The 18,133-nt window shown below is 41.0% G+C and carries 15 protein-coding genes and 2 pseudogenes; 12 read left to right on the top strand and 5 right to left on the bottom strand.

Annotation, left to right across the window (positions count from 1 at the left end; all coding sequences use genetic code 11):
- Positions 1 to 157 precede the first annotated feature (157 nt).
- Positions 158 to 916 (top strand): DUF2161 domain-containing phosphodiesterase, encoded by a 759-nt coding sequence (locus tag HDC33_RS07605; RefSeq protein WP_179391866.1) that lies wholly within the window; start codon positions 158 to 160, stop codon positions 914 to 916.
- 76 nt (positions 917 to 992) lie between these two features.
- Here the strand turns inward: HDC33_RS07605 and HDC33_RS07600 are convergent, their stop codons facing one another.
- Complete coding sequence (locus HDC33_RS07600) at positions 993 to 1,736, bottom strand: arylamine N-acetyltransferase family protein (protein WP_179391865.1); 744 nt, start codon at positions 1,734 to 1,736, stop codon at positions 993 to 995.
- A gap of 95 nt (positions 1,737 to 1,831) precedes the next feature.
- Here HDC33_RS07600 and HDC33_RS16565 point away from each other — a divergent pair, with 95 nt between their 5' ends.
- The 4 genes from HDC33_RS16565 to HDC33_RS07585 all read left to right on the top strand — a co-directional run bounded on the left by HDC33_RS16565 (position 1,832) and on the right by HDC33_RS07585 (position 4,816).
- Positions 1,832 to 1,960: a hypothetical protein gene (locus tag HDC33_RS16565; protein WP_255457316.1), complete on the top strand. Its 129-nt coding sequence runs from the start codon at positions 1,832 to 1,834 to the stop codon at positions 1,958 to 1,960.
- Positions 1,961 to 2,198: 238 nt separating this feature from the next.
- Positions 2,199 to 3,059: a transporter substrate-binding domain-containing protein gene (locus tag HDC33_RS07595; RefSeq protein ID WP_370457421.1), complete on the top strand. Its 861-nt coding sequence runs from the start codon at positions 2,199 to 2,201 to the stop codon at positions 3,057 to 3,059.
- A gap of 20 nt (positions 3,060 to 3,079) precedes the next feature.
- The gene (locus tag HDC33_RS07590) at positions 3,080 to 3,754 is read left to right on the top strand and encodes an amino acid ABC transporter permease (RefSeq protein WP_179391864.1); all 675 of its coding nucleotides are present in this window, start codon (positions 3,080 to 3,082) and stop codon (positions 3,752 to 3,754) included.
- Between the two features lie 93 nt (positions 3,755 to 3,847).
- Entirely contained in the window at positions 3,848 to 4,816 is a 969-nt protein-coding gene (locus HDC33_RS07585) for a proline dehydrogenase family protein (protein ID WP_179391863.1), read from the top strand.
- A 59-nt stretch (positions 4,817 to 4,875) separates the two neighbouring features.
- Here the strand turns inward: HDC33_RS07585 and HDC33_RS07580 are convergent, their stop codons facing one another.
- Positions 4,876 to 5,892 (bottom strand): DUF1646 family protein, encoded by a 1,017-nt coding sequence (locus HDC33_RS07580; protein ID WP_179391862.1) that lies wholly within the window; start codon positions 5,890 to 5,892, stop codon positions 4,876 to 4,878.
- A 250-nt stretch (positions 5,893 to 6,142) separates the two neighbouring features.
- Complete coding sequence (locus HDC33_RS07575; RefSeq protein WP_179391861.1) at positions 6,143 to 7,633, bottom strand: peptide MFS transporter; 1,491 nt, start codon at positions 7,631 to 7,633, stop codon at positions 6,143 to 6,145.
- Between the two features lie 302 nt (positions 7,634 to 7,935).
- Here HDC33_RS07575 and HDC33_RS16560 point away from each other — a divergent pair.
- The 5 genes and pseudogenes from HDC33_RS16560 to HDC33_RS07555 form a co-directional block, all read left to right on the top strand.
- Positions 7,936 to 8,272: pseudogene (locus tag HDC33_RS16560) on the top strand (DUF1259 domain-containing protein); the annotation flags it as partial.
- 20 nt (positions 8,273 to 8,292) lie between these two features.
- The gene (locus tag HDC33_RS07570; RefSeq protein WP_179391860.1) at positions 8,293 to 8,526 is read left to right on the top strand and encodes a hypothetical protein; all 234 of its coding nucleotides are present in this window, start codon (positions 8,293 to 8,295) and stop codon (positions 8,524 to 8,526) included.
- 145 nt (positions 8,527 to 8,671) lie between these two features.
- Positions 8,672 to 9,802 (top strand): glycerate kinase, encoded by a 1,131-nt coding sequence (locus tag HDC33_RS07565; protein ID WP_179391859.1) that lies wholly within the window; start codon positions 8,672 to 8,674, stop codon positions 9,800 to 9,802.
- 14 nt (positions 9,803 to 9,816) lie between these two features.
- Positions 9,817 to 11,163: pseudogene (locus HDC33_RS07560) on the top strand (GntP family permease).
- A 171-nt stretch (positions 11,164 to 11,334) separates the two neighbouring features.
- Positions 11,335 to 12,927: a long-chain-fatty-acid--CoA ligase gene (locus HDC33_RS07555; protein ID WP_179391858.1), complete on the top strand. Its 1,593-nt coding sequence runs from the start codon at positions 11,335 to 11,337 to the stop codon at positions 12,925 to 12,927.
- A gap of 56 nt (positions 12,928 to 12,983) precedes the next feature.
- Here the strand turns inward: HDC33_RS07555 and HDC33_RS07550 are convergent, their stop codons facing one another.
- Positions 12,984 to 13,838 (bottom strand): ABC transporter permease, encoded by an 855-nt coding sequence (locus tag HDC33_RS07550; RefSeq protein WP_179391857.1) that lies wholly within the window; start codon positions 13,836 to 13,838, stop codon positions 12,984 to 12,986.
- Positions 13,816 to 14,751: an ABC transporter ATP-binding protein gene (locus HDC33_RS07545; RefSeq protein WP_179391856.1), complete on the bottom strand. Its 936-nt coding sequence runs from the start codon at positions 14,749 to 14,751 to the stop codon at positions 13,816 to 13,818. Before HDC33_RS07545 ends, HDC33_RS07550 begins: the two co-directional genes overlap by 23 nt.
- Before the next feature lie 333 nt (positions 14,752 to 15,084).
- Between HDC33_RS07545 and HDC33_RS07540 the strand changes: the two genes are divergently transcribed.
- Together HDC33_RS07540 and HDC33_RS07535 are read left to right on the top strand one after the other, a co-directional pair.
- Positions 15,085 to 16,965 (top strand): ABC-F family ATP-binding cassette domain-containing protein, encoded by a 1,881-nt coding sequence (locus HDC33_RS07540; RefSeq protein ID WP_179391855.1) that lies wholly within the window; start codon positions 15,085 to 15,087, stop codon positions 16,963 to 16,965.
- An 18-nt stretch (positions 16,966 to 16,983) separates the two neighbouring features.
- The gene (locus tag HDC33_RS07535) at positions 16,984 to 18,114 is read left to right on the top strand and encodes a conserved virulence factor C family protein (protein ID WP_179391854.1); all 1,131 of its coding nucleotides are present in this window, start codon (positions 16,984 to 16,986) and stop codon (positions 18,112 to 18,114) included.
- The last annotated feature ends 19 nt before the right edge of the window (positions 18,115 to 18,133 follow it).

The following is an 18,133-nucleotide window of genomic DNA, read 5'->3' as shown; positions in this document are numbered from 1 at the left end:
CAAGCACATAGTAGATTCAATGCTTTTTCATGGACGGTAATGCGAAGCGCACTGTACGTTATCACTTCTCCTTTAAGGATTACTGGAATAGATTAATCTGTTTCGATGGCAGTTTCTATCATTTACGTATACCATTTTAATGAGGTGAAGTTCAGGTATGTCGGACAAAAAATTTAAAAAATATGAAGTTGATTTATACAAACCAATAAAAGAGTATTTTACGCTCCAAGGATACGATGTCTACGGAGAAGTGAAAGAATGTGATGTTGCGGCTGTGAAAGAAGAGGAACTGATACTCATTGAGTTGAAACTGACGTTGAATATCGATTTATTGGTGCAAGCAGCTAAAAGACAGAGGCTGACAAATCAAGTCTATGTGGCCATTCCTAAACCAAAACTCAGTTTCCGTTCAAAAAAGTGGAAGGATCTATGTCATCTGGTGAGAAGAATGGAATTAGGTCTTATCATTGTTTCGTTTCTGGATGACGATGCGAATGTGGAAATTGTATTTCACCCGGCATCGTTCGACCGAAAGAGAAGTATGCAGCGCAGCAAGATAAAAAGGAGAGCTATGTTTGCTGAAATGGAAGGCAGATTAGCGGATTTTAACACTGGAGGAAGCCGTCAGACCAAAATTATGACTGCCTATAAAGAAAACTGTATTCATATCGCCTGCTGCCTTTTGCATTCGGGTCCACTGTCACCTAAATCCCTTCGGAAGATGGGAACAGGTGAAAGAACCTTAACGATTCTGAATAAAAACTATTATGGGTGGTTTGAAAGAATCCGAAGAGGGATCTACATGATTAATGACAAGGGCAAAAGTGAGTTGCAAACGTACCCGGAACTTTTCAATCATTATCATAACGCCATAAACGAATTTGAGTTTGCTTCCTTAGATGAGGAAAAAACATAAGTACATAATCGAAAAAGCAGACGCTGAACTGCCATTGGCATACACCCAGTGTCTGCTATTCAATGTTTCCCCGAAACTAAAGACGAATACCAAACGTATCTGACAGCGTGCATATTTTTTCTTCTTCCGAAAGGACTGTTTTTGTTCGTATATTATTTTCTGTTAGAGTTATTGTTTCATTATTTAATGTGACTCGACCTAATGGTGTAGCACGGGTGACAATATCCGAATGAGTAAAGGTCGAATCTTTTGCTACTTGGTTAAATACACAGCCTTCATGGAAGTCGGTAAGGGATTTTGGGGTTAAACCAAATCTGTATAAAGTTCTTGAACCAGAGTCTTCGTCCCGTTCAAGTTCAAATGTATGGTTATTCTGCCGATTAACTCTATACGTGCCGCTAATATCCGTTCGTTCTTCGCCATTCATTGGAATGGGAAGGCAAGTGGAATCACCAAATCCGACGTCAACAAGGTAAGGCTCCTCAAGTAGGACATGAATGGCAGCGTGTGTATCCGCTTTAGCCCATTCGCCAGTAGGTCTTTGGACTGTAGCTGCTATCAAGTGTGCATCATACCCCAATTCAGTTAATAGCCATTTAAAAAGGCCGTTCAATTCATAGCAATAACCGCCGCGTTTACGACTTACGATTTTCTCATAAAAGTTGGGTAAATTTAGATAAATGGGTACCCGTCGAATGACATCGAGATTCTCAAAAGGAACGTGCTGCATATGCAATTGCTGCAAGGCGGTTAAATTGGATAAAGACACCTTTTTGTACGGAAGTCCGTAAAACCTTGCTAAATAGTCGTTAATGTCCATTTCAACACCTCTTTTAACTTATTGAAAAACGTATAGTTTTTTCTATTATACTGTAGGTAGAAGAGGGACATTCTCTATATAAAAATGGGGTCGAAATGACAATTAAAGCGCCGCGGGTTGGCAAATATAAAAGAAAATTAGCGGTCGTTGAGAAAGAAGTGCTATTCAATCAACCGAAACGAGCCACATGGCAAAAAATCTCGAAGAACTTGTCGGAAAGATGAGGTTGAAATAATAGAATGCTTCGCAAGAGCTATTCGCTTTTGCGTGTCTTTCTTTCAATTATAAATACAAACAATGATTCATTTTATCTGTAGTTAAAATAGTGAATTTGGCGATCATTTAATTCGCAATCATCCGATTTTATATTTATAAAGCAAAAGGGTTACAACTGAAGTAATAATATCTTATAATTCTAATGGGCAATTATTTGTACAATACTATTTCAGAAGGAGAATCTTCATGACAAATGAAAAACATCATCGTAAGATCATCATGTTTTTATTACTTCTTTCAATGATGAGCATACTGGTTGCATGCGGTAAGGGAAGCAGCAAAGAAAATGAGAGCGGTACTAGCAATACAGCTTGGGAAAAAATTCAGGAGAATGGTGAACTTGTTGTGGCAACTTCAGGAACACTTTATCCCGCTTCCTATCATGACAGCGAAAGCAAAGAATTGACAGGTTACGAAGTTGAAATAATGAGGGAGCTAGGAAAACGTCTAGATTTGAAAATCAGATTTGTTGAGATGGGTTTAGATGGAATGCTTACATCCCTTAACAGTAATGAAGTTGATTTAGCAGTGAATGATATAGAGATTACGCCCGAGCGAGAAGAAAAGTTTGCATTTTCAGAGCCGTATAAATATTCATTCGGCACGGCGATTGTTCGTAAATCGGATCATTCCGGCATTGAATCACTTGAAGATTTGAAGGGGAAAAAAGCGGCGGGAGCCGCGACTTCCGTTTATATGCAAGTCGGCCGTGACTATGGTGCTGAAGAAGTGATTTATGATAACGTCACAAATGATGTGTATTTGCGGGACGTGGAAATTGGCCGCACAGATGTCATCTTAAATGATTATTATTTGCAAAAGCTAGCGTTGGAAGCTTTTCCGGAATTTGAAATCATGATTCATCCTGACATCAAATATCATCCCAATGTACAAGCAATAATTATGAAAAAGAATAATGATGAACTATTGAAACACGTAAATGACGGACTTGCCGAAATGCACGCTGATGGAACCATCTCTGAATTGGCGAAAACATTCTTTGGCGGTGAAGATGTATCAATTAAACAAGATTATGATTTTGAATAAAAGGAAAGGTGGATTATAAGGTGAGTGGAATTGAATGGAATCATATTTTCGACTTACCGCTTGCCATCGAATCCTTCCCTTATATTTTACAAGGTATCGGATACACGATACTTATTTCCTTTGGTGGAATGGCATTCGGGCTGATTTTAGGCTTACTCTTGGCACTTGGCAGAACATCCAGGTTGTCTATTTTTAGATGGCCGGCACGAATTTTCATCTCCTACATGCGAGGAACTCCAATGCTTGTATTCCTTTTTTTGCTTTATTTCGGTTTACCGAACATTGGGATTCAATTTACAGCAGTTACAGCCGCATTAATAGGATTCAGCCTTCATTCTTCCGCTTATATGGCCGAAATTATACGGTCATCACTTAACTCGGTTGACAAAGGGCAGTGGGAAGCAGCGACCGCTTTGGGGTTGTCATATAGGCAGTCGTTACTATCCGTAATCTTGCCACAAGCAACACGTATTGCAATTCCGCCGTTGTCGAATGTTTTGCTGGATCTAATCAAAGCATCTTCACTGGCAGCAATGATTACAGTACCCGACCTGTTTCAACGCGCAAAAATTGTTGGTGGCAGGGAATTTGACTATATGACGGTTTATATCTTGGTCGGTCTAATCTATTGGGGCATCTGTATGCTGGTCGAGGTTTGGCAAAATCATTTAGAGAAGCGCTCTACGTATGTTTAATGATAAAATGAAATTTGGAGTTCGTTTTTATTTCTATAAAGACAGTAACTTATGATATAATTACAAATAAAACTGCATTGAGGAGCATGAGACATGTTAAAAGATTTCTTTATCGGGCTATCCCAAAATCAACTATTAAATACTGCTGCAAAAAAGTACGGATTGAAACTTGGTGCACAGAACGTAGTGGCGGGTACCAATGTTGAAGAGACGATTCAAAGTATCAAAGAACTTAACGCTCAGGGGATTTCCTGTACGGTAGATAATCTTGGTGAGTTCGTTTTTGAAAAAGAAGAAGCACTTGCGGCCAAAGAACAGATTCTTGAAGTGATTGAAGCAATTCACGAAAATGGAGTCGACGCCCACATTTCATTGAAGCCATCTCAACTTGGTTTGGACATTGATTTGGATTTCTGTTTGGAAAACTTAACAGAAATTGTATCGAAGGCAAAAAGCTTCAATGTCTTTATCAATTTCGATATGGAAGATCATGCTCGTTTACAACCTTCGTTCGACCTGCTCGACGAATTGTCCAAGGACTATGACAATATTGGAACAGTGATTCAAGCTTACTTCTTCCGTGCTGTTGAAGATATTCAAAAATATAAAGATTTCCGTTTACGCATTGTAAAAGGTGCATATAAAGAGACTGAAGAATTTGCTTACCAAGACAAAAAAGAAATCGATGAAAACTATATCAAACTGATTGAATGGCATTTGTTAAATGGGAAATTCACATCGATTGCAACACATGATCACCATGTCATTAATCACGTAAAACAATTTGTTCGGGACAACAATATTTCGAACGATAAATTCGAGTTCCAAATGCTGTATGGTTTCAGGAAGGATATGCAACTAAAATTGGCTAGCGAAGGGTATAATTTCTGTACATACGTTCCTTTTGGGAATGACTGGTATGGTTATTTCATGCGACGCCTTGCTGAAAGACCCCAAAACTTGAATCTTGTCGTCAAACAAGTTTTCAATAAGAAAACAAATACAATGATAGGTCTGGCTGCTGGGGCTTTCGCGCTTGGAAGAGTTTCCAGAAAAAAATAAGGCATTGAATTAATAAGGCGGAAAATGAGAGAGAGCTCTCATTTTTCGCCTTTTCCAGTTCAACCGACCGTCGCAATGACAGCAAAATAGATGACCATTGCAATTAATCCTATCGGAACACCAAAAATTGCCCACTCACTACTTTTGATATTGAGTTTTCCGGCAGCGATAATATTTGGGATATTCCCAGGTATTAACATACCTCCGCTAATGAGTAGTCCCAGCAGCAACGCTTTAATTGTCGAATCATTCATTGCAGGACTGATTTCTGCAGCAGCCAAAGTAGCGTTATCGAGTACCGCTGAAATCATATTGATCCAATATAGCACCAATGGGTTTAATCCAAGTAAATATCTCTCGATAAATGGTTCAAAGCCTGCTCCGAGTAATGTGAGGGCCATTACAAACAAGTAAACTTTAATACCGCGTATAAAAATAGCGGAGTATGATTCCGTTCCTGGAATAGCCTTCAATCTGTTTAACCTATTCGAAGGTTGAATCATGACTCCAGCGAGCACACCAAATGCAATCACACCTGGAATGATTTCAGGACCAATTAATCGTAGCAAATAGAAAAAGTCAGCGTCCAATTTGCTCGTTGCAACTGTTGACAGAGGTTCACCGATTGGAGTAAGAACGGCACCAAGTCCGATTGAATAACAAGCGATGATAACAAGACGGATTTCATGTTTTCGGTCAAGACGCAAAACGCCTACGATGGCGACAAGTACAATTGCTGCAATAATTGCTGTGATTACGCTTGAAAGAATACCAAGCACGATTACAATCAGAGCTATGAACAAACGAAAAGGGATTGCTTTTCGTAAGCCTGTTATGCCTTTTTCAAAAGGTTTCTTAAGCCATCTGAATACTATTCCTGCAATAATGACAGCTACCGTTATATGTATGGGGTCTTCCAACGCTTTTAATACAAGAGCGGAGTCAAGTACCTTACTTAAAAGTACCGCTGAAATCCCCATAATGAATAAAAACACTTCCAAGTTACGTTCAACAATTTTTATTGTAAACGGCAAAAACAATACTACTAGTAAAATGATAGATAAACCAATTATCATAAGTAACCTCCTTTTTCTAACCGATTTAGTTACTTATCTTACTTATATACAAAGAAAAACATGCTATTTATGAATAAGATGAATACAATGTTGTAATGTTCCGTTTTATCGTGATGGGGAGAACAGGTGTAAATCTTGAAAACAAATCGTAAACGAAAACAGGCAGACCCATAAAAAACTGCACCTCCAATTGTTAGATGGTTTCTAACAATTGGGGTGCAGTTCAGTGGGGCTGCCTGTATTCATTTAATTAACGAACGCCTTTCATAAAGCGCTGAATAATTGGTGAAACAGCAAACAGAATAATACTTAATAAAATCGCCGTTCCGCCGATGATTCCAAAATACATCATCTCAGTCTCGGGTGAATATAATTTGACGAGCTGCGCATTAAGCGCTTGAGCAGCCGCGTTCGATAAGAACCACAGACTCATCGTCTGCGCTGAGAACGCAGCAGGTGCCAATTTCGTCGTTGCTGACAGTCCTACTGGTGATAAACAAAGCTCCCCAAGAACCACAACAAGGATGCTTAGAATGAGCCACAGCGGGTTCACGAGTGTATCTGTGCCACCGAAGTACCCGGGAAGTAAAATGATGATGAACGACAAACCTGCAAAAAGTAGACCTAACGAGAATTTCTGTGGAATATTGGGTTGCCGATCACCAAGTTTCACCCATAGCCAAGCAAAGAATGGTGCTAGCGTAATGATAAATAAAGGGTTAAATGATTGGAAAAAGGCTGGTGAAATTTGATAGCCAAAGATATTAAGATTCGTTCTTGTATCCGCATATAGTGCAAGGATTGTTGACCCTTGCTCGGCAATTGCCCAAAATACAACCGATGCAAGGAATAGCGGAATGAATGCAATAATACGTGAACGTTCCACATCGTCCGTTTTTGGACTCCTATACATTACTACAAAATATGCCGTTGGGATAAGGAAACCGAGGATTCCTACAATCGCAATAAATGAGTCAAAAGTCAACCAGCCTCGAGGGATGGCAACCGCGATTAAAACTCCAATCGCCAAGGCAGCAATCAAGAAGATTGAGTATACTTTTTTCTTTTCAGATGGTTCCAGTGGATTTTGAACTTGCGTACCTGCAAGGCCTAGGCTTTTCTTTTTCGTAATGACGAAAATTAACAGTCCGATAAACATCCCAACTGCAGCAACACCGAATCCAAGATGGAAACTTGTTTTCATTAACTCCCCGACGATAAGCGGGGAGATGAATGCACCCATGTTAATCCCCATGTAGAAGATACTGAAACCTGCATCGCGACGGTTGTCATTTTCCGGATAGATGTCACCAACGACACTGGAAACGTTCGGTTTTAGTAAACCTGTCCCAATTACAATTAGCACCATCGAAACGAAGAACAATGTAATATTACCTGGAATCGCAAGTGCGATATGACCAAGCATGATGAATATCCCACCATATAATATTGCTTTCGATGTACCGAATATCCGGTCTGCCAACCATCCTCCGATAATACCCGACATGTAGACCAGGGAACCGTAGATTGACATGATTGACAATGCAATAGTCTTGTCTAATCCGAGTCCACCATTTGTAACTTCATAGTACATATAGTAGACAAGGATAGCCCTCATACCGTAATACGAGAAACGTTCCCAGAATTCCGTGAAGAATAATGTGAACAAACCCTTAGGGTGTCCGAAGAACCCTTTTTGCGGAACACTCTCCACGATCTGTTGCTTAGTTATCTGTGACATCATGATGCCTCCTTCATATTTCACTATAATACAATTAAACGTTTTCAATTGTCAAAAATAATTATTGGAAATACTATATTTTCGAAAAAAGCCGATATTGCAATGTTTCCCTCAACTGACAATACTCCAAATATAATAAATAGATATTTTTATAAAACCTAATAATTATACCTGAATAGTATCAATGTTTACCAGACATGTATACCTATCTTTTATCATAGAGTGATGGAAGATAAAAACTAAACATTGAAGGGAAGCCGAAAAATAGGTGGACCATTTCGCACGAATTCATTAAGGGATAAGGAGTATGTAAAGTATCCTTTCACAGAAATAGTGAGGTGAACGTCAAGGTCGTCCAAGTACTACGGTTATACCCGCAGGCGTGTTGTTTGAATCTTTGGATGAAACTGGCCTTGTGTTATATCTGGCTGAAATCGCTATTTTGGAAAGTGGAAATCCAGTATTCATTTACTCCGTTTCTCAGACAGGGCTGATTGTCAGAGCATTACATAACCATTGGCTCTTATACAACCAACAATCATGTACATTCATATTAAATCCGATGAACCACCACTGGATTTCGCAAAGAAATTAGCGTATTCATTAATCCTATTGAGCAGTTATCCGGTTGCTGACTAACTATTTCAGGAGGAGAAACGTTGGAAATCTATGATGTGGTCTTAATTCCGCTCATTATCGGAATCGTGGAGTTATTGAAGATGTACGGGATGCCGAGGCGGCTATTACCGGTCATGGCACTTATTTTTGGTGTTGTCGGGGGCATTATTTATATTTACCCCCATGACATTAAAGCAGGGGTGCTTGTCGGTTTGATGATGGGTTTATCTGCAAGCGGGCTATATGCCGGAGGGAGAACGGTGATTGATAAATAAGATTTTATAGTCGGAAAATCCCCTTAGGTAAATTTACCCTAAGGGGATTTTGATGATAGCATAGTAATTTCAAGGAATATAATGATTTCTTGGTAATGGATTCTAATACTTTTGTAAGTGCTTTACTAAAAGGGGGGGTATAAATTTGAAAGTTGTAGTAGCACCAGATTCATTTAAAGGTAGCTTGACTGCCGTTCAAGCAGCACAAGCAATGGCGGATGGAATCAGGGATGCTGACCCGACGATTGAGACGGTAATGCTTCCTGCTGCTGATGGTGGGGAAGGAACAATGACGAGTTTGGTTGGTGCCACCGATGGAACGATTGTTTCTGTTGATGTGCACGATCCGCTTGGTCGGAAAGTCAAGGCGGGGTATGGAATTCTTGGAAATCAGGAAACGTGCATTATAGAAATTGCGGAGGCGTCCGGATTGATGCTATTGGATGAGGATGAAAAAAATCCACTTGTCACTTCGACTTACGGTACAGGCGAGTTAATCGTCCATGCACTAAACGCTGGTTTACGTAATTTTATTATCGGACTCGGCGGCAGCGCGACCAACGACGGGGGGGCTGGGATGTTGCAAGCGCTCGGTATGAGTTTGGTTGATAGATACGGAGTGGAGCTGCCGAGCGGTGGCGGTGTACTGGGTGATTTGCATACAATTGATAGGACTCATTTTGATAAACGGATTTCTGAAAGTAACTTCCTAATCGCATGTGATGTGGAAAACCCATTTGTCGGTCCTGAAGGTGCTTCAGCTGTTTTCGGTCCACAAAAAGGGGCATCTACAGAAGTGGTAAATATGCTCGATGGAAATTTGACGTGGTTCGCCGATAAAGTAGAAGAGTTGACTGGTATTCATCTTCACTTGAAAAAAGGAGCTGGCGCAGCAGGTGGGGCGGGTGGAGCCTTTCAAGCGTTCTTTCCAGGGGAAATGAAGCAAGGTATTAATGTCGTGTTGGATGCAATTTCGTTTGATGAATATATAGCAGATGCTGATTTAATTATTACAGGTGAGGGCAAAACAGATAGTCAAACGCTTTCAGGTAAAACACCATTTGGCGTTGCAAAGGTGGCACAAAGAAAAGGGAAGCCTGTCATACTAATTTCAGGTGCATTGATTGAAGAAAGTCGGGGTCTATTGGCACCTATGTTTAACGAACTGCATGCGATTACAGATGGAACTGTTTCATCACAAGAATCGATTGAATATGCAAGCCATTATTTACGAGCAAAAACGAAGCTGGTAATGGAGAAGTATTTAACTTACTAAAAAGGGGTGTTGATATGTTATTTGCAGTTATTGCACTAAGTGTTGTTCTCGTTGTTGTGTTGACTGCTGTTTTTAAAGTTCATCCGTTTTTATCTTTACTTTTAGGTGCATTCTTCGTCGGAATTGCATCCGGCATGCCGTTGCTTGCAGTTGTTGAAAATGTGAATGATGGGTTCGGCGGACTGATGAAGGGGATTGGAATTGTCATTGTTGCCGGTACTATTATTGGCGTAATCTTGGAGAAGTCTGGCGCGGCATACCGAATGGCGGAGGTCGTATTACGGTTGATTGGTGAAAAGCGCCCTCAACTGGCGATGTCTATTATTGGCTAGATTGTATCGATCCCGGTATTTTGCGATTCAGGATTTATTATTTTAACAAGTTTAAAAAAAGCACTGGCAAAACGGGCGAAAGTGGCGATTGCATCTATGTCAGTTGCACTTGCAACCGGGCTGTATGCAACACACACATTAGTCCCACCGACACCGGGGCCAATCGCCGCTGCGGGAAATATCGGAGCAGAAAATTACTTGGGAACGATTATTTTAATCGGCCTTTTTGTTGCGATTCCGGCTGTCATTGTCGGATATTTCTGGGCAATTAAAGTAGCTTCCAAGATTGAGGTACCGGAAGATAAAGAGGAAGGCGGCCTCAATTATGAAGAAATTGTAGCATCATTTGGAATAATGCCTTCCACTTTTAAAGCTTTTTTGCCTATTGTTCTTCCGATTGCTTTGATTGGTATTGGATCGGTGGCGGCACTGACTGGTGAAGACAGCGGTTTTATCAATTTCCTACGTTTTTTAGGGGCGCCGTCTGTCGCACTTCTTTTCGGGGTATTGGCAGCATTTTTGCTACTTCCTAAATTTAATGAAGAAACGTTATCAGGCTGGATTGGCGAAGGATTGAAAGAAGCTGCTCCTATTCTACTTATAACTGGTGCTGGGGGAGCATTTGGGAAGGTCATTTCAAATTCTGGCGTTGCCGATCTAATCGCAAACATGAATATGGACGCTTTAGCAGGCGGCGCATTGTTCCTGCTCATTCCTTTTATCATCGCAGCAGCATTGAAAACGGCCCAAGGTTCTTCAACTGCTGCACTTGTTATCACGTCGACGTTGGTAGCTCCGCTCTTGCCATCAATGGGCATTGAAGGAGCCGTTCCATTAGCGCTTGTTGTCATGGCAATCGGTGCTGGAGCTATGACGGTGAGCCATGTAAACGACAGCTTCTTCTGGGTCGTTACACAATTCAGCGGTATGACGGTAACAGATGCGTATAAAGCACAAACGATGGCGACATTTTTACAAGGTCTAACAACGATTGTAGTGACAATGTTGCTTTGGACTGTTCTTGTATAGTTACTGATTTAAAAAAGTCTATTCTACAAGCGGATTTTCCGGCTAACAGAATAGACTTTTTTCTTACATTTTTAATGGAAGCACGAAATAATTGTTCATATATTCATAATATTCTTGATGACAGAAAATTTAAAGTGACGTATACTATAGCAAAATGATGAGGTGATTAGAATGAATGTACCACTACTATTGCCGGACTTTCTCGACCGGGCAGTCGCTTTATATGGGGAAAAAGATGCGGTATATTGTGAGGGACGAGTTGTTACTTACCGCCAACTGAATGAAAGAGTCAATCAGTTATCACATGGTTTGCATAACTTGGGAATTGAAAAAGAAGATAGGGTCGCTTATTTAGCAGGCAATTCTCTTGAGATGTTGGAAGGTTTTTATGGCGTGTTTCAACTTGGCGCTATAATGGTGCCGTTAAATATCAGATTGAAGCCTGAAGACTATGTATTTATTTTGAATCATAGTGAAGCCAAAGTACTTTTCGTAGATCAAGCGCTTTATGATTTAATAAACCCAGTAATCAATCAGTTTGAAACAATCAAGCATATTATTGTTCACTATAAAGATCCGGAAACAAATGAAACAGACTACGACGATTGGCTCGCAACCTTTTCACCTGAATCATTTGACCGGGCAGACCTTGATGAAAATGATGTCTGCAGTTTGCTCTATACAAGTGGAACGACTGGAGATCCGAAAGGCGTCATGCTGACACATCGTAATAACTATCTGCACGCACTTAGTGCAATGCATCATTTACGGGTTACGGATAGAGACGTTCATCTTCACGTGCTTCCGATGTTCCATGTAAATGGTTGGGGCTCGCCATTTTATTATACAGCAAATGGAGCCACACATATCTGTTCAAGAAAATCGACACCCGAATCCATTTTTAAAGCGATGCAAGACCATAAAGTCTCCATTTTACATATGGCGCCAACCGTATTGAATGCATTGCTGTTGTATCATGAACAGCACCATCCGGCCATCGAGCAAGACGTTCGAGTTGTTATTGCCGGATCTGCACCGCCGCCCGCATTCATCACGCGGGTTGAGGAAGAATTAGGCTGGGAGTTCATCCAGGTGTATGGCATGACGGAATCATCTCCACTTAGTCTAATTTCAACAATTCGCTCAAATTTAGCTGGGCTATCAAAAAGTGAAAAGACGGATTTGAAAGCGAAGGCGGGTTTCTCGATGATTGGAAGCGACGTTCGAATTATTGATGAGTTCGGGGATGAGGTCGCACATGACGGGAAACAGGTCGGGGAAGTGGCAGTAAGAAGTCATGGTGTCATGAAGGGCTACTGGAAAAATGAACGAGCGACAACAGAAGCGCTGCAAAATGGCAGGCTATTGACAGGAGATATGGGGACCATCGATGAAAATGGCTACATCAACATTGTCGACCGTAAAAAAGATGTCATTATCAGCGGTGGGGAAAACATTTCTTCTATCGAAGTGGAAGGTGTCCTTTACGGCCATCCGGCAGTCCTAGAAGCGGCGGTTATCGCCGTCCCGCATGAGAAGTGGGGGGAAACACCGCACGCATACATTGTATTACGCAAAGATAAAACAGCTACCGAACAGGAAATCATAACTTTCTGCAAAGAAAAGTTAGCCCATTTCAAAACTGTTACGGGCATAACGTTTGTCGATGAACTCCCAAAAACAGCATCTGGAAAAATTCAGAAAGTCCAAATCCGCGATGCTTATTGGGAAGCACAAGGAGTAACGGGTCGTCTTGTGAATTAATCAACTCCATACAAGCTTGCGTGTGCAAAGTAGAGTGACATCTTGCACACGCAAGCTTATTTGTTTTTTCTTTTCATAACGAGGAGCGATAGTCCGAAAAACAGCAGTGTTGTAAAGCAAAGATAGAGAACGCTAAATAATTTGGAGGTTTGTCTGCCATTTATTTCATATAATATGCCCATATCAATTTTAAATGCTTGTTTCATTTCGGCAGGAGATTTTGAAAAGGCATCTAGAAGAAGATCATCCATCAATAATTGTCGAAAAAGCGCAGCGGAATGGGAAACCGGGAAAAGTTTAACGACTGCCTGTATGTAATCAGGCAAACCTCCAATCGGAATATAGATCCCTGCTAAAAATCCAAGGAGCGTTCCTATGACTGTACTGGCAGCGGCGAAAGCGTTTGATGTTTTGAAAAAGGAAACCAACAGAAGAACCATCGATCCACTTGCCAACACAGATAAGAAAATGCTACCGCCTGCTTCCAACAATTTTCTGAATGAGAGTGCAGTTTCTCCAGAGATGAAAAGAAATACATTGGATGCAAGAAGTGTGAACATACACATGATGAAACCTACAAAAGCTGCGCTGATAATATAACCGCCGACTAGCCTCATCCTCGTGATAGGAGAGGAGTAGAAATCCATGTATGTTTTATTTGCTCGATCTTCCACAAGAATGCCGAATGATCCAAGTGTTGTCGTCATGGAGGTTACCGCCAGAATTCCAGCGATGAACCAAGCAGTGAGCAATGCCTTTTTTGAAGGAAAGTCGGGAAGGCCTTTGAAAGTCATCTCACCTAAAAATAAAACGTACAGGACGATTAAAATAATGACCGCTAGAAGTGAGAAAAAGACAGTGGTTTTATCCCGAAAGTACAATAAAACATTACGTTTTGCGAATGCCATCATCCTGGTCCACGACCTTTCCATTGATGGCGATAAACACATCGTCCAAGCTAGATTTTTTTACTTCAAAAGAGGATATATAAGGAGTGAACTCTTCCAGAATCCGGATAGCATCTTTCGTATGTTCAAGCGGGAGATAAAAAAGCGACTTTTCATCTTTGAATTTCACCCCATTTTCAACAAGCGCGCTTCTTAGTTCATTTTCCATATTCGTTGATATCGTTAATAAATCCGTCGAATACTCATTTTTCAACTGTTCAGGGGTTCCTTTTGCAACAATTCTTCCTTCTTTCATCACAACAACATAATCGGAGCCTGCCGCCTCCTCGATATAATGTGTTGTTAAAAACACGGTCATGCCAGTTGTTCCTTGGAGTTGTAATATCGTTTCCCATATATTTTTTCGGCTTTGCGGATCGAGACCCGTTGTCGGTTCGTCCAGTATTAAGATGTTTGGTTTATGAATAAGAGCCCGTGCAATATCTACTCGCCGACGTTGTCCACCCGATAACTTTCCATATGGTCGATTCGAAATAGATTGTATATCCACGACATCCATAACCCGTATAATTGCATCGTTACGTTCTAGCTTCGACATCCCGTAAAAAGATCCCCGGATAGTAAGATTCTCTATCACTGTCAACAATGGGTCCAACAGGCTTTCTTGAAATACAACGCCAATTTCTTGACGGATGGCCAAGTCGTGTTTTCCAACAGTATAGCCATTCACTGACACAATACCTTGATCTTGCTTCAGAAGTGTCAATAAAATTGAAATAGTCGTCGATTTTCCCGCACCGTTCGTACCTAAAAAAGAGAAAAGTGAACCTTCTTCAACGTAGAAACTGATATCGTTGACAGCCTTTACTTTTCCGAATGACTTTGACAATCGATTTACTTCAATTATTTTGTTCATTTACTAACCCCCTTTTTTCAACCTATACGACATCTGCTGAACAAATGAATATCTAAAAAAACTAAGCGTAGGCGCCTTCTTAAAGCGAAAGGCATCTCATAGCGCCGTAGCGAATTTAATGGAATTATTTATTTTAAACTGTATAGTAGTAAATTCAGCTTATGAGTTTCAGGCAACTTTTAGAAATCTCTTTCAGGAAAATTATACCTATTAATGGGAACTTACACAACGGTTACATGGGTGATATGCTTCCGATAGTACAATACTCTTTTAAAATGCGAGTCAAATCGGCTATGATAGGACAAGGTAGACATTAGAAATGGAAGTGTTGTCATGAGTCAATTAATTATAGAAAATCTCACGAAGACCGTCGGAGAGAAAACTTTGTTTAAAGACATATCATTTACAGTCGTGAGCGGAGAAAAAGTGGGTTTGCTCGGTATAAATGGAACAGGCAAGTCGACATTACTATCGATTATTGCGGGAGTCGAAGAAGCCGATTCGATTTCGACCGATCATCCGAATCGATACCGGATTGTATATTTGCCTCAAGAACCTGAAGTCGACCCAGAACTTACAGTGATGGAAACGGTGTTCATGAGTGATGCACCGATAATAAAGGTCAACTTGGAGTATGAGCACGCACTTCAAGCGCTTTCAGCAAATCCGGAATCTACACTAAATCAGGAAAAATATTCGCAACTTCAAAACCAGATGGACGATCTATCCGGATGGGATATAAACTCTAAAGCACGGACGGTTTTGTCGAAACTCGGCATTGAAACGTTCGATAAAAAGATGGGTGAGCTATCAGGCGGACAGAAAAAGCGGGTAACGCTCGCAAAAGTATTGATTGAGCCTGCTGACCTTTTGCTGCTCGATGAACCGACAAACCATCTAGATGTAGATTCAATTATGTGGTTGTCAGACTACTTGAAAAATGAACAAGGAGCCGTCATCTTTGTTACTCATGACCGCTATTTTTTGGACGAGTTATCCACCAATATCTATGAACTTGCAGATAAAACATTATATTCACATACGGGTAACTATGGAAATTATCTTGAATCAAAAGCGATTCGTGCAGAGATGGCAGCTGCGTCAGACGATAAACTCCGCAATCGGTACCGGTCCGAATTGAAATGGATTAGACGAGGAGCGAAAGCAAGATCGACAAAGCAAAAAGCGCGGATTGGCCGCTTCGATGAACTATCGGAGAAGGTTAAAAAAGAAGACACGAGTGGAGAAATGGACGTCGCGCTAAAGTCGACGCGACTTGGCAAGAAAGTGATTGAAGCGGTAGGCATCTCGAAGTCTTTCGGTGGAAGAAAAGTCATTGATGATTTCTCGTGTATTCTTCAATCGGGTGACCGTATCGCGGTTGTTGGACCTAATGGGGCAGGGAAAACGACGTTATTAAATATGTTTTCCGGAGAAAGTGAACCGGACAGTGGAATCATCGACAAAGGAACGACAGTGAAAATTGCTCATTTCCAACAACACACGCCAATAATGGATGAGAAGAAACGAATTATCGAATATATTCGTGATACGTCGAATGATATTGAAGATGCTGATGGTGTCCGCATTTCAGCTTCACAAATGTTGGAGCGTTTTTTATTTCCTACACAAGCACACGGGACACCCATCGGTAAATTATCGGGTGGCGAGCGAAAAAGACTTTATTTATTGAAACTGCTGATGGAACAACCTAACGTCATGCTATTGGATGAACCGACAAACGACCTAGACCTTGAAACCCTTTCTGTTCTAGAAACTTTCATCGACACATTCCCTGGCGTCGTCATCACAATCTCACATGATCGGTTTTTCTTGGACCGTACGTCAACTAAACTATGGGTGATGGATGGATCAGGAGATGTTGATACATGGTTTGGTATTTATTCCGATTTCCTTGAAACCTATGTGCCTAAAGAAAAGGTGGTACACAAGCCAATCGTTGAGTTAGAAAAGCCTGTTCAACAGGAACATAAAAAGAAAATGACATACGCCGAAAAGAAAGAATACGAAACAATTGAGTCGGATATCGAAAATGTTGAACAGTCAATCGAAGCGACGGAGGCAGAAATGGCATCTACTGGCTCCGATTACGATAAACTTAGAGAACTGACGACAACACTTGATGAATTGAACGACAAATACGAAACACTCATTGAACGTTGGTCTTTTTTACAAGAATTGAAAAAGTCCTAACGGAAGGAGCAAATACAGATGAAAATAGTAACGATTGAACCAACACCGAGTCCGAACTCCATGAAAATCGTACTCGACACGGAGTTGCCTAAAGGCACAAGTCATAACTATAAAAAAGATGATGCAGAAACTTCATCGCATCCGATTTCAGCATTATTGAACATTAATGGTGTAAAAGGAATTTACCATGTTATGAATTTCATGGCGATTGAACGAATAGGGAAAGTCGCTTGGGAATCGATTCTCGCAGATGTCCAAGCCGTTTTCAATGAAGAGAGAAATGAACAGTCGGAAACTGCAGAAGAAATTGACGACAGCTACGGAGAAGTATATGTACATGTACAGACTTACAAAGATATTCCTCTTCAAGTGAAAGTTTTCGATAGCATGTCCGAGGAACGGTTCGGATTAAGCGAACGCTTTGTGCAAGCGATGGAAAAGGTACATGGACGTGAAGTGGAGAACTATATATTGCTGCGGAAATGGGCAGATTATGGAATCCGTTACGGAGAAAAAGTTGAAATCGCTGAAACGGTGATTCAGGAAATTGAGGCAGCGTATCCAGAAGAACGCTTGCAAGACATTATCCGTCTTGCGAATGAAGGACAAGCTGAGATTATTCAGCGTGGAAGAAAGATTTCATTGGAGGATTTCTCGGTGGATCAATGGGAGACTAGATTCCAGTTGTTAGACCAAATGCCAGACCCGGACATGTCGGACGCGCCACTTCTTGAGCGCGCACTGGAAGATGACAAGATGTCGATCAGACGTCTTGCAACAGTCTATCTTGGAATGATCGAAGACGAGGCGGTCATACCATATGTTGAAAAAGCACTCAAAGATAAAAGCTGGGCTGTACGCCGGACGGCTGGGGATTGCATGAGCGACCTAGGTTTTGAAGGGTTTGAACAAGCGGCTATCGATGCGTTGAATGATAAAAATAAATTGGTTCGCTGGCGTGCAGCCATGTACTTATATGAAACGGGTACTGAAGATGCATTGCCTGCTTTGAAAAAGGCTGAAGATGATCCAGAATTTGAAGTGAAACTCCAAATTCGAATGGCGATTGCTCGAATTTCCGAAGGTGAAGATGCTAAAGGATCAGTTTGGAAACAAATGACAGAGGCGCGCATGGGTTCAAAAGAGTAATGTAACATACATGAATAAC

Source organism: Sporosarcina sp. JAI121, from assembly GCF_013408665.1.
Classification (GTDB): Bacteria; Bacillota; Bacilli; order Bacillales_A; family Planococcaceae; genus Sporosarcina.
Note: the sequence above shows the minus strand (reverse complement) of the source record. Positions and strands in the feature narration are given on the sequence as shown.

Bases quoted from the DNA above. Each gene is read 5' to 3' on its own strand.
- HDC33_RS16565 (WP_255457316.1), top strand. From the start codon at position 1,832: ATGACAATTAAAGCGCCGCGGGTTGGCAAATATAAAAGAAAATTAGCG.
- HDC33_RS07545 (WP_179391856.1), bottom strand. From the start codon at position 14,751: ATGAACAAAATAATTGAAGTAAATCGATTGTCAAAGTCATTCGGAAAA.
- HDC33_RS07550 (WP_179391857.1), bottom strand. From the start codon at position 13,838: ATGATGGCATTCGCAAAACGTAATGTTTTATTGTACTTTCGGGATAAA.
- HDC33_RS07540 (WP_179391855.1), top strand. From the start codon at position 15,085: ATGAGTCAATTAATTATAGAAAATCTCACGAAGACCGTCGGAGAGAAA.
- HDC33_RS07595 (WP_370457421.1), top strand. From the start codon at position 2,199: ATGACAAATGAAAAACATCATCGTAAGATCATCATGTTTTTATTACTT.
- HDC33_RS07555 (WP_179391858.1), top strand. From the start codon at position 11,335: ATGAATGTACCACTACTATTGCCGGACTTTCTCGACCGGGCAGTCGCT.
- HDC33_RS07600 (WP_179391865.1), bottom strand. From the start codon at position 1,736: ATGGACATTAACGACTATTTAGCAAGGTTTTACGGACTTCCGTACAAA.
- HDC33_RS07585 (WP_179391863.1), top strand. From the start codon at position 3,848: ATGTTAAAAGATTTCTTTATCGGGCTATCCCAAAATCAACTATTAAAT.
- HDC33_RS07605 (WP_179391866.1), top strand. From the start codon at position 158: ATGTCGGACAAAAAATTTAAAAAATATGAAGTTGATTTATACAAACCA.
- HDC33_RS07580 (WP_179391862.1), bottom strand. From the start codon at position 5,892: ATGATAATTGGTTTATCTATCATTTTACTAGTAGTATTGTTTTTGCCG.
- HDC33_RS07535 (WP_179391854.1), top strand. From the start codon at position 16,984: ATGAAAATAGTAACGATTGAACCAACACCGAGTCCGAACTCCATGAAA.
- HDC33_RS07575 (WP_179391861.1), bottom strand. From the start codon at position 7,633: ATGTCACAGATAACTAAGCAACAGATCGTGGAGAGTGTTCCGCAAAAA.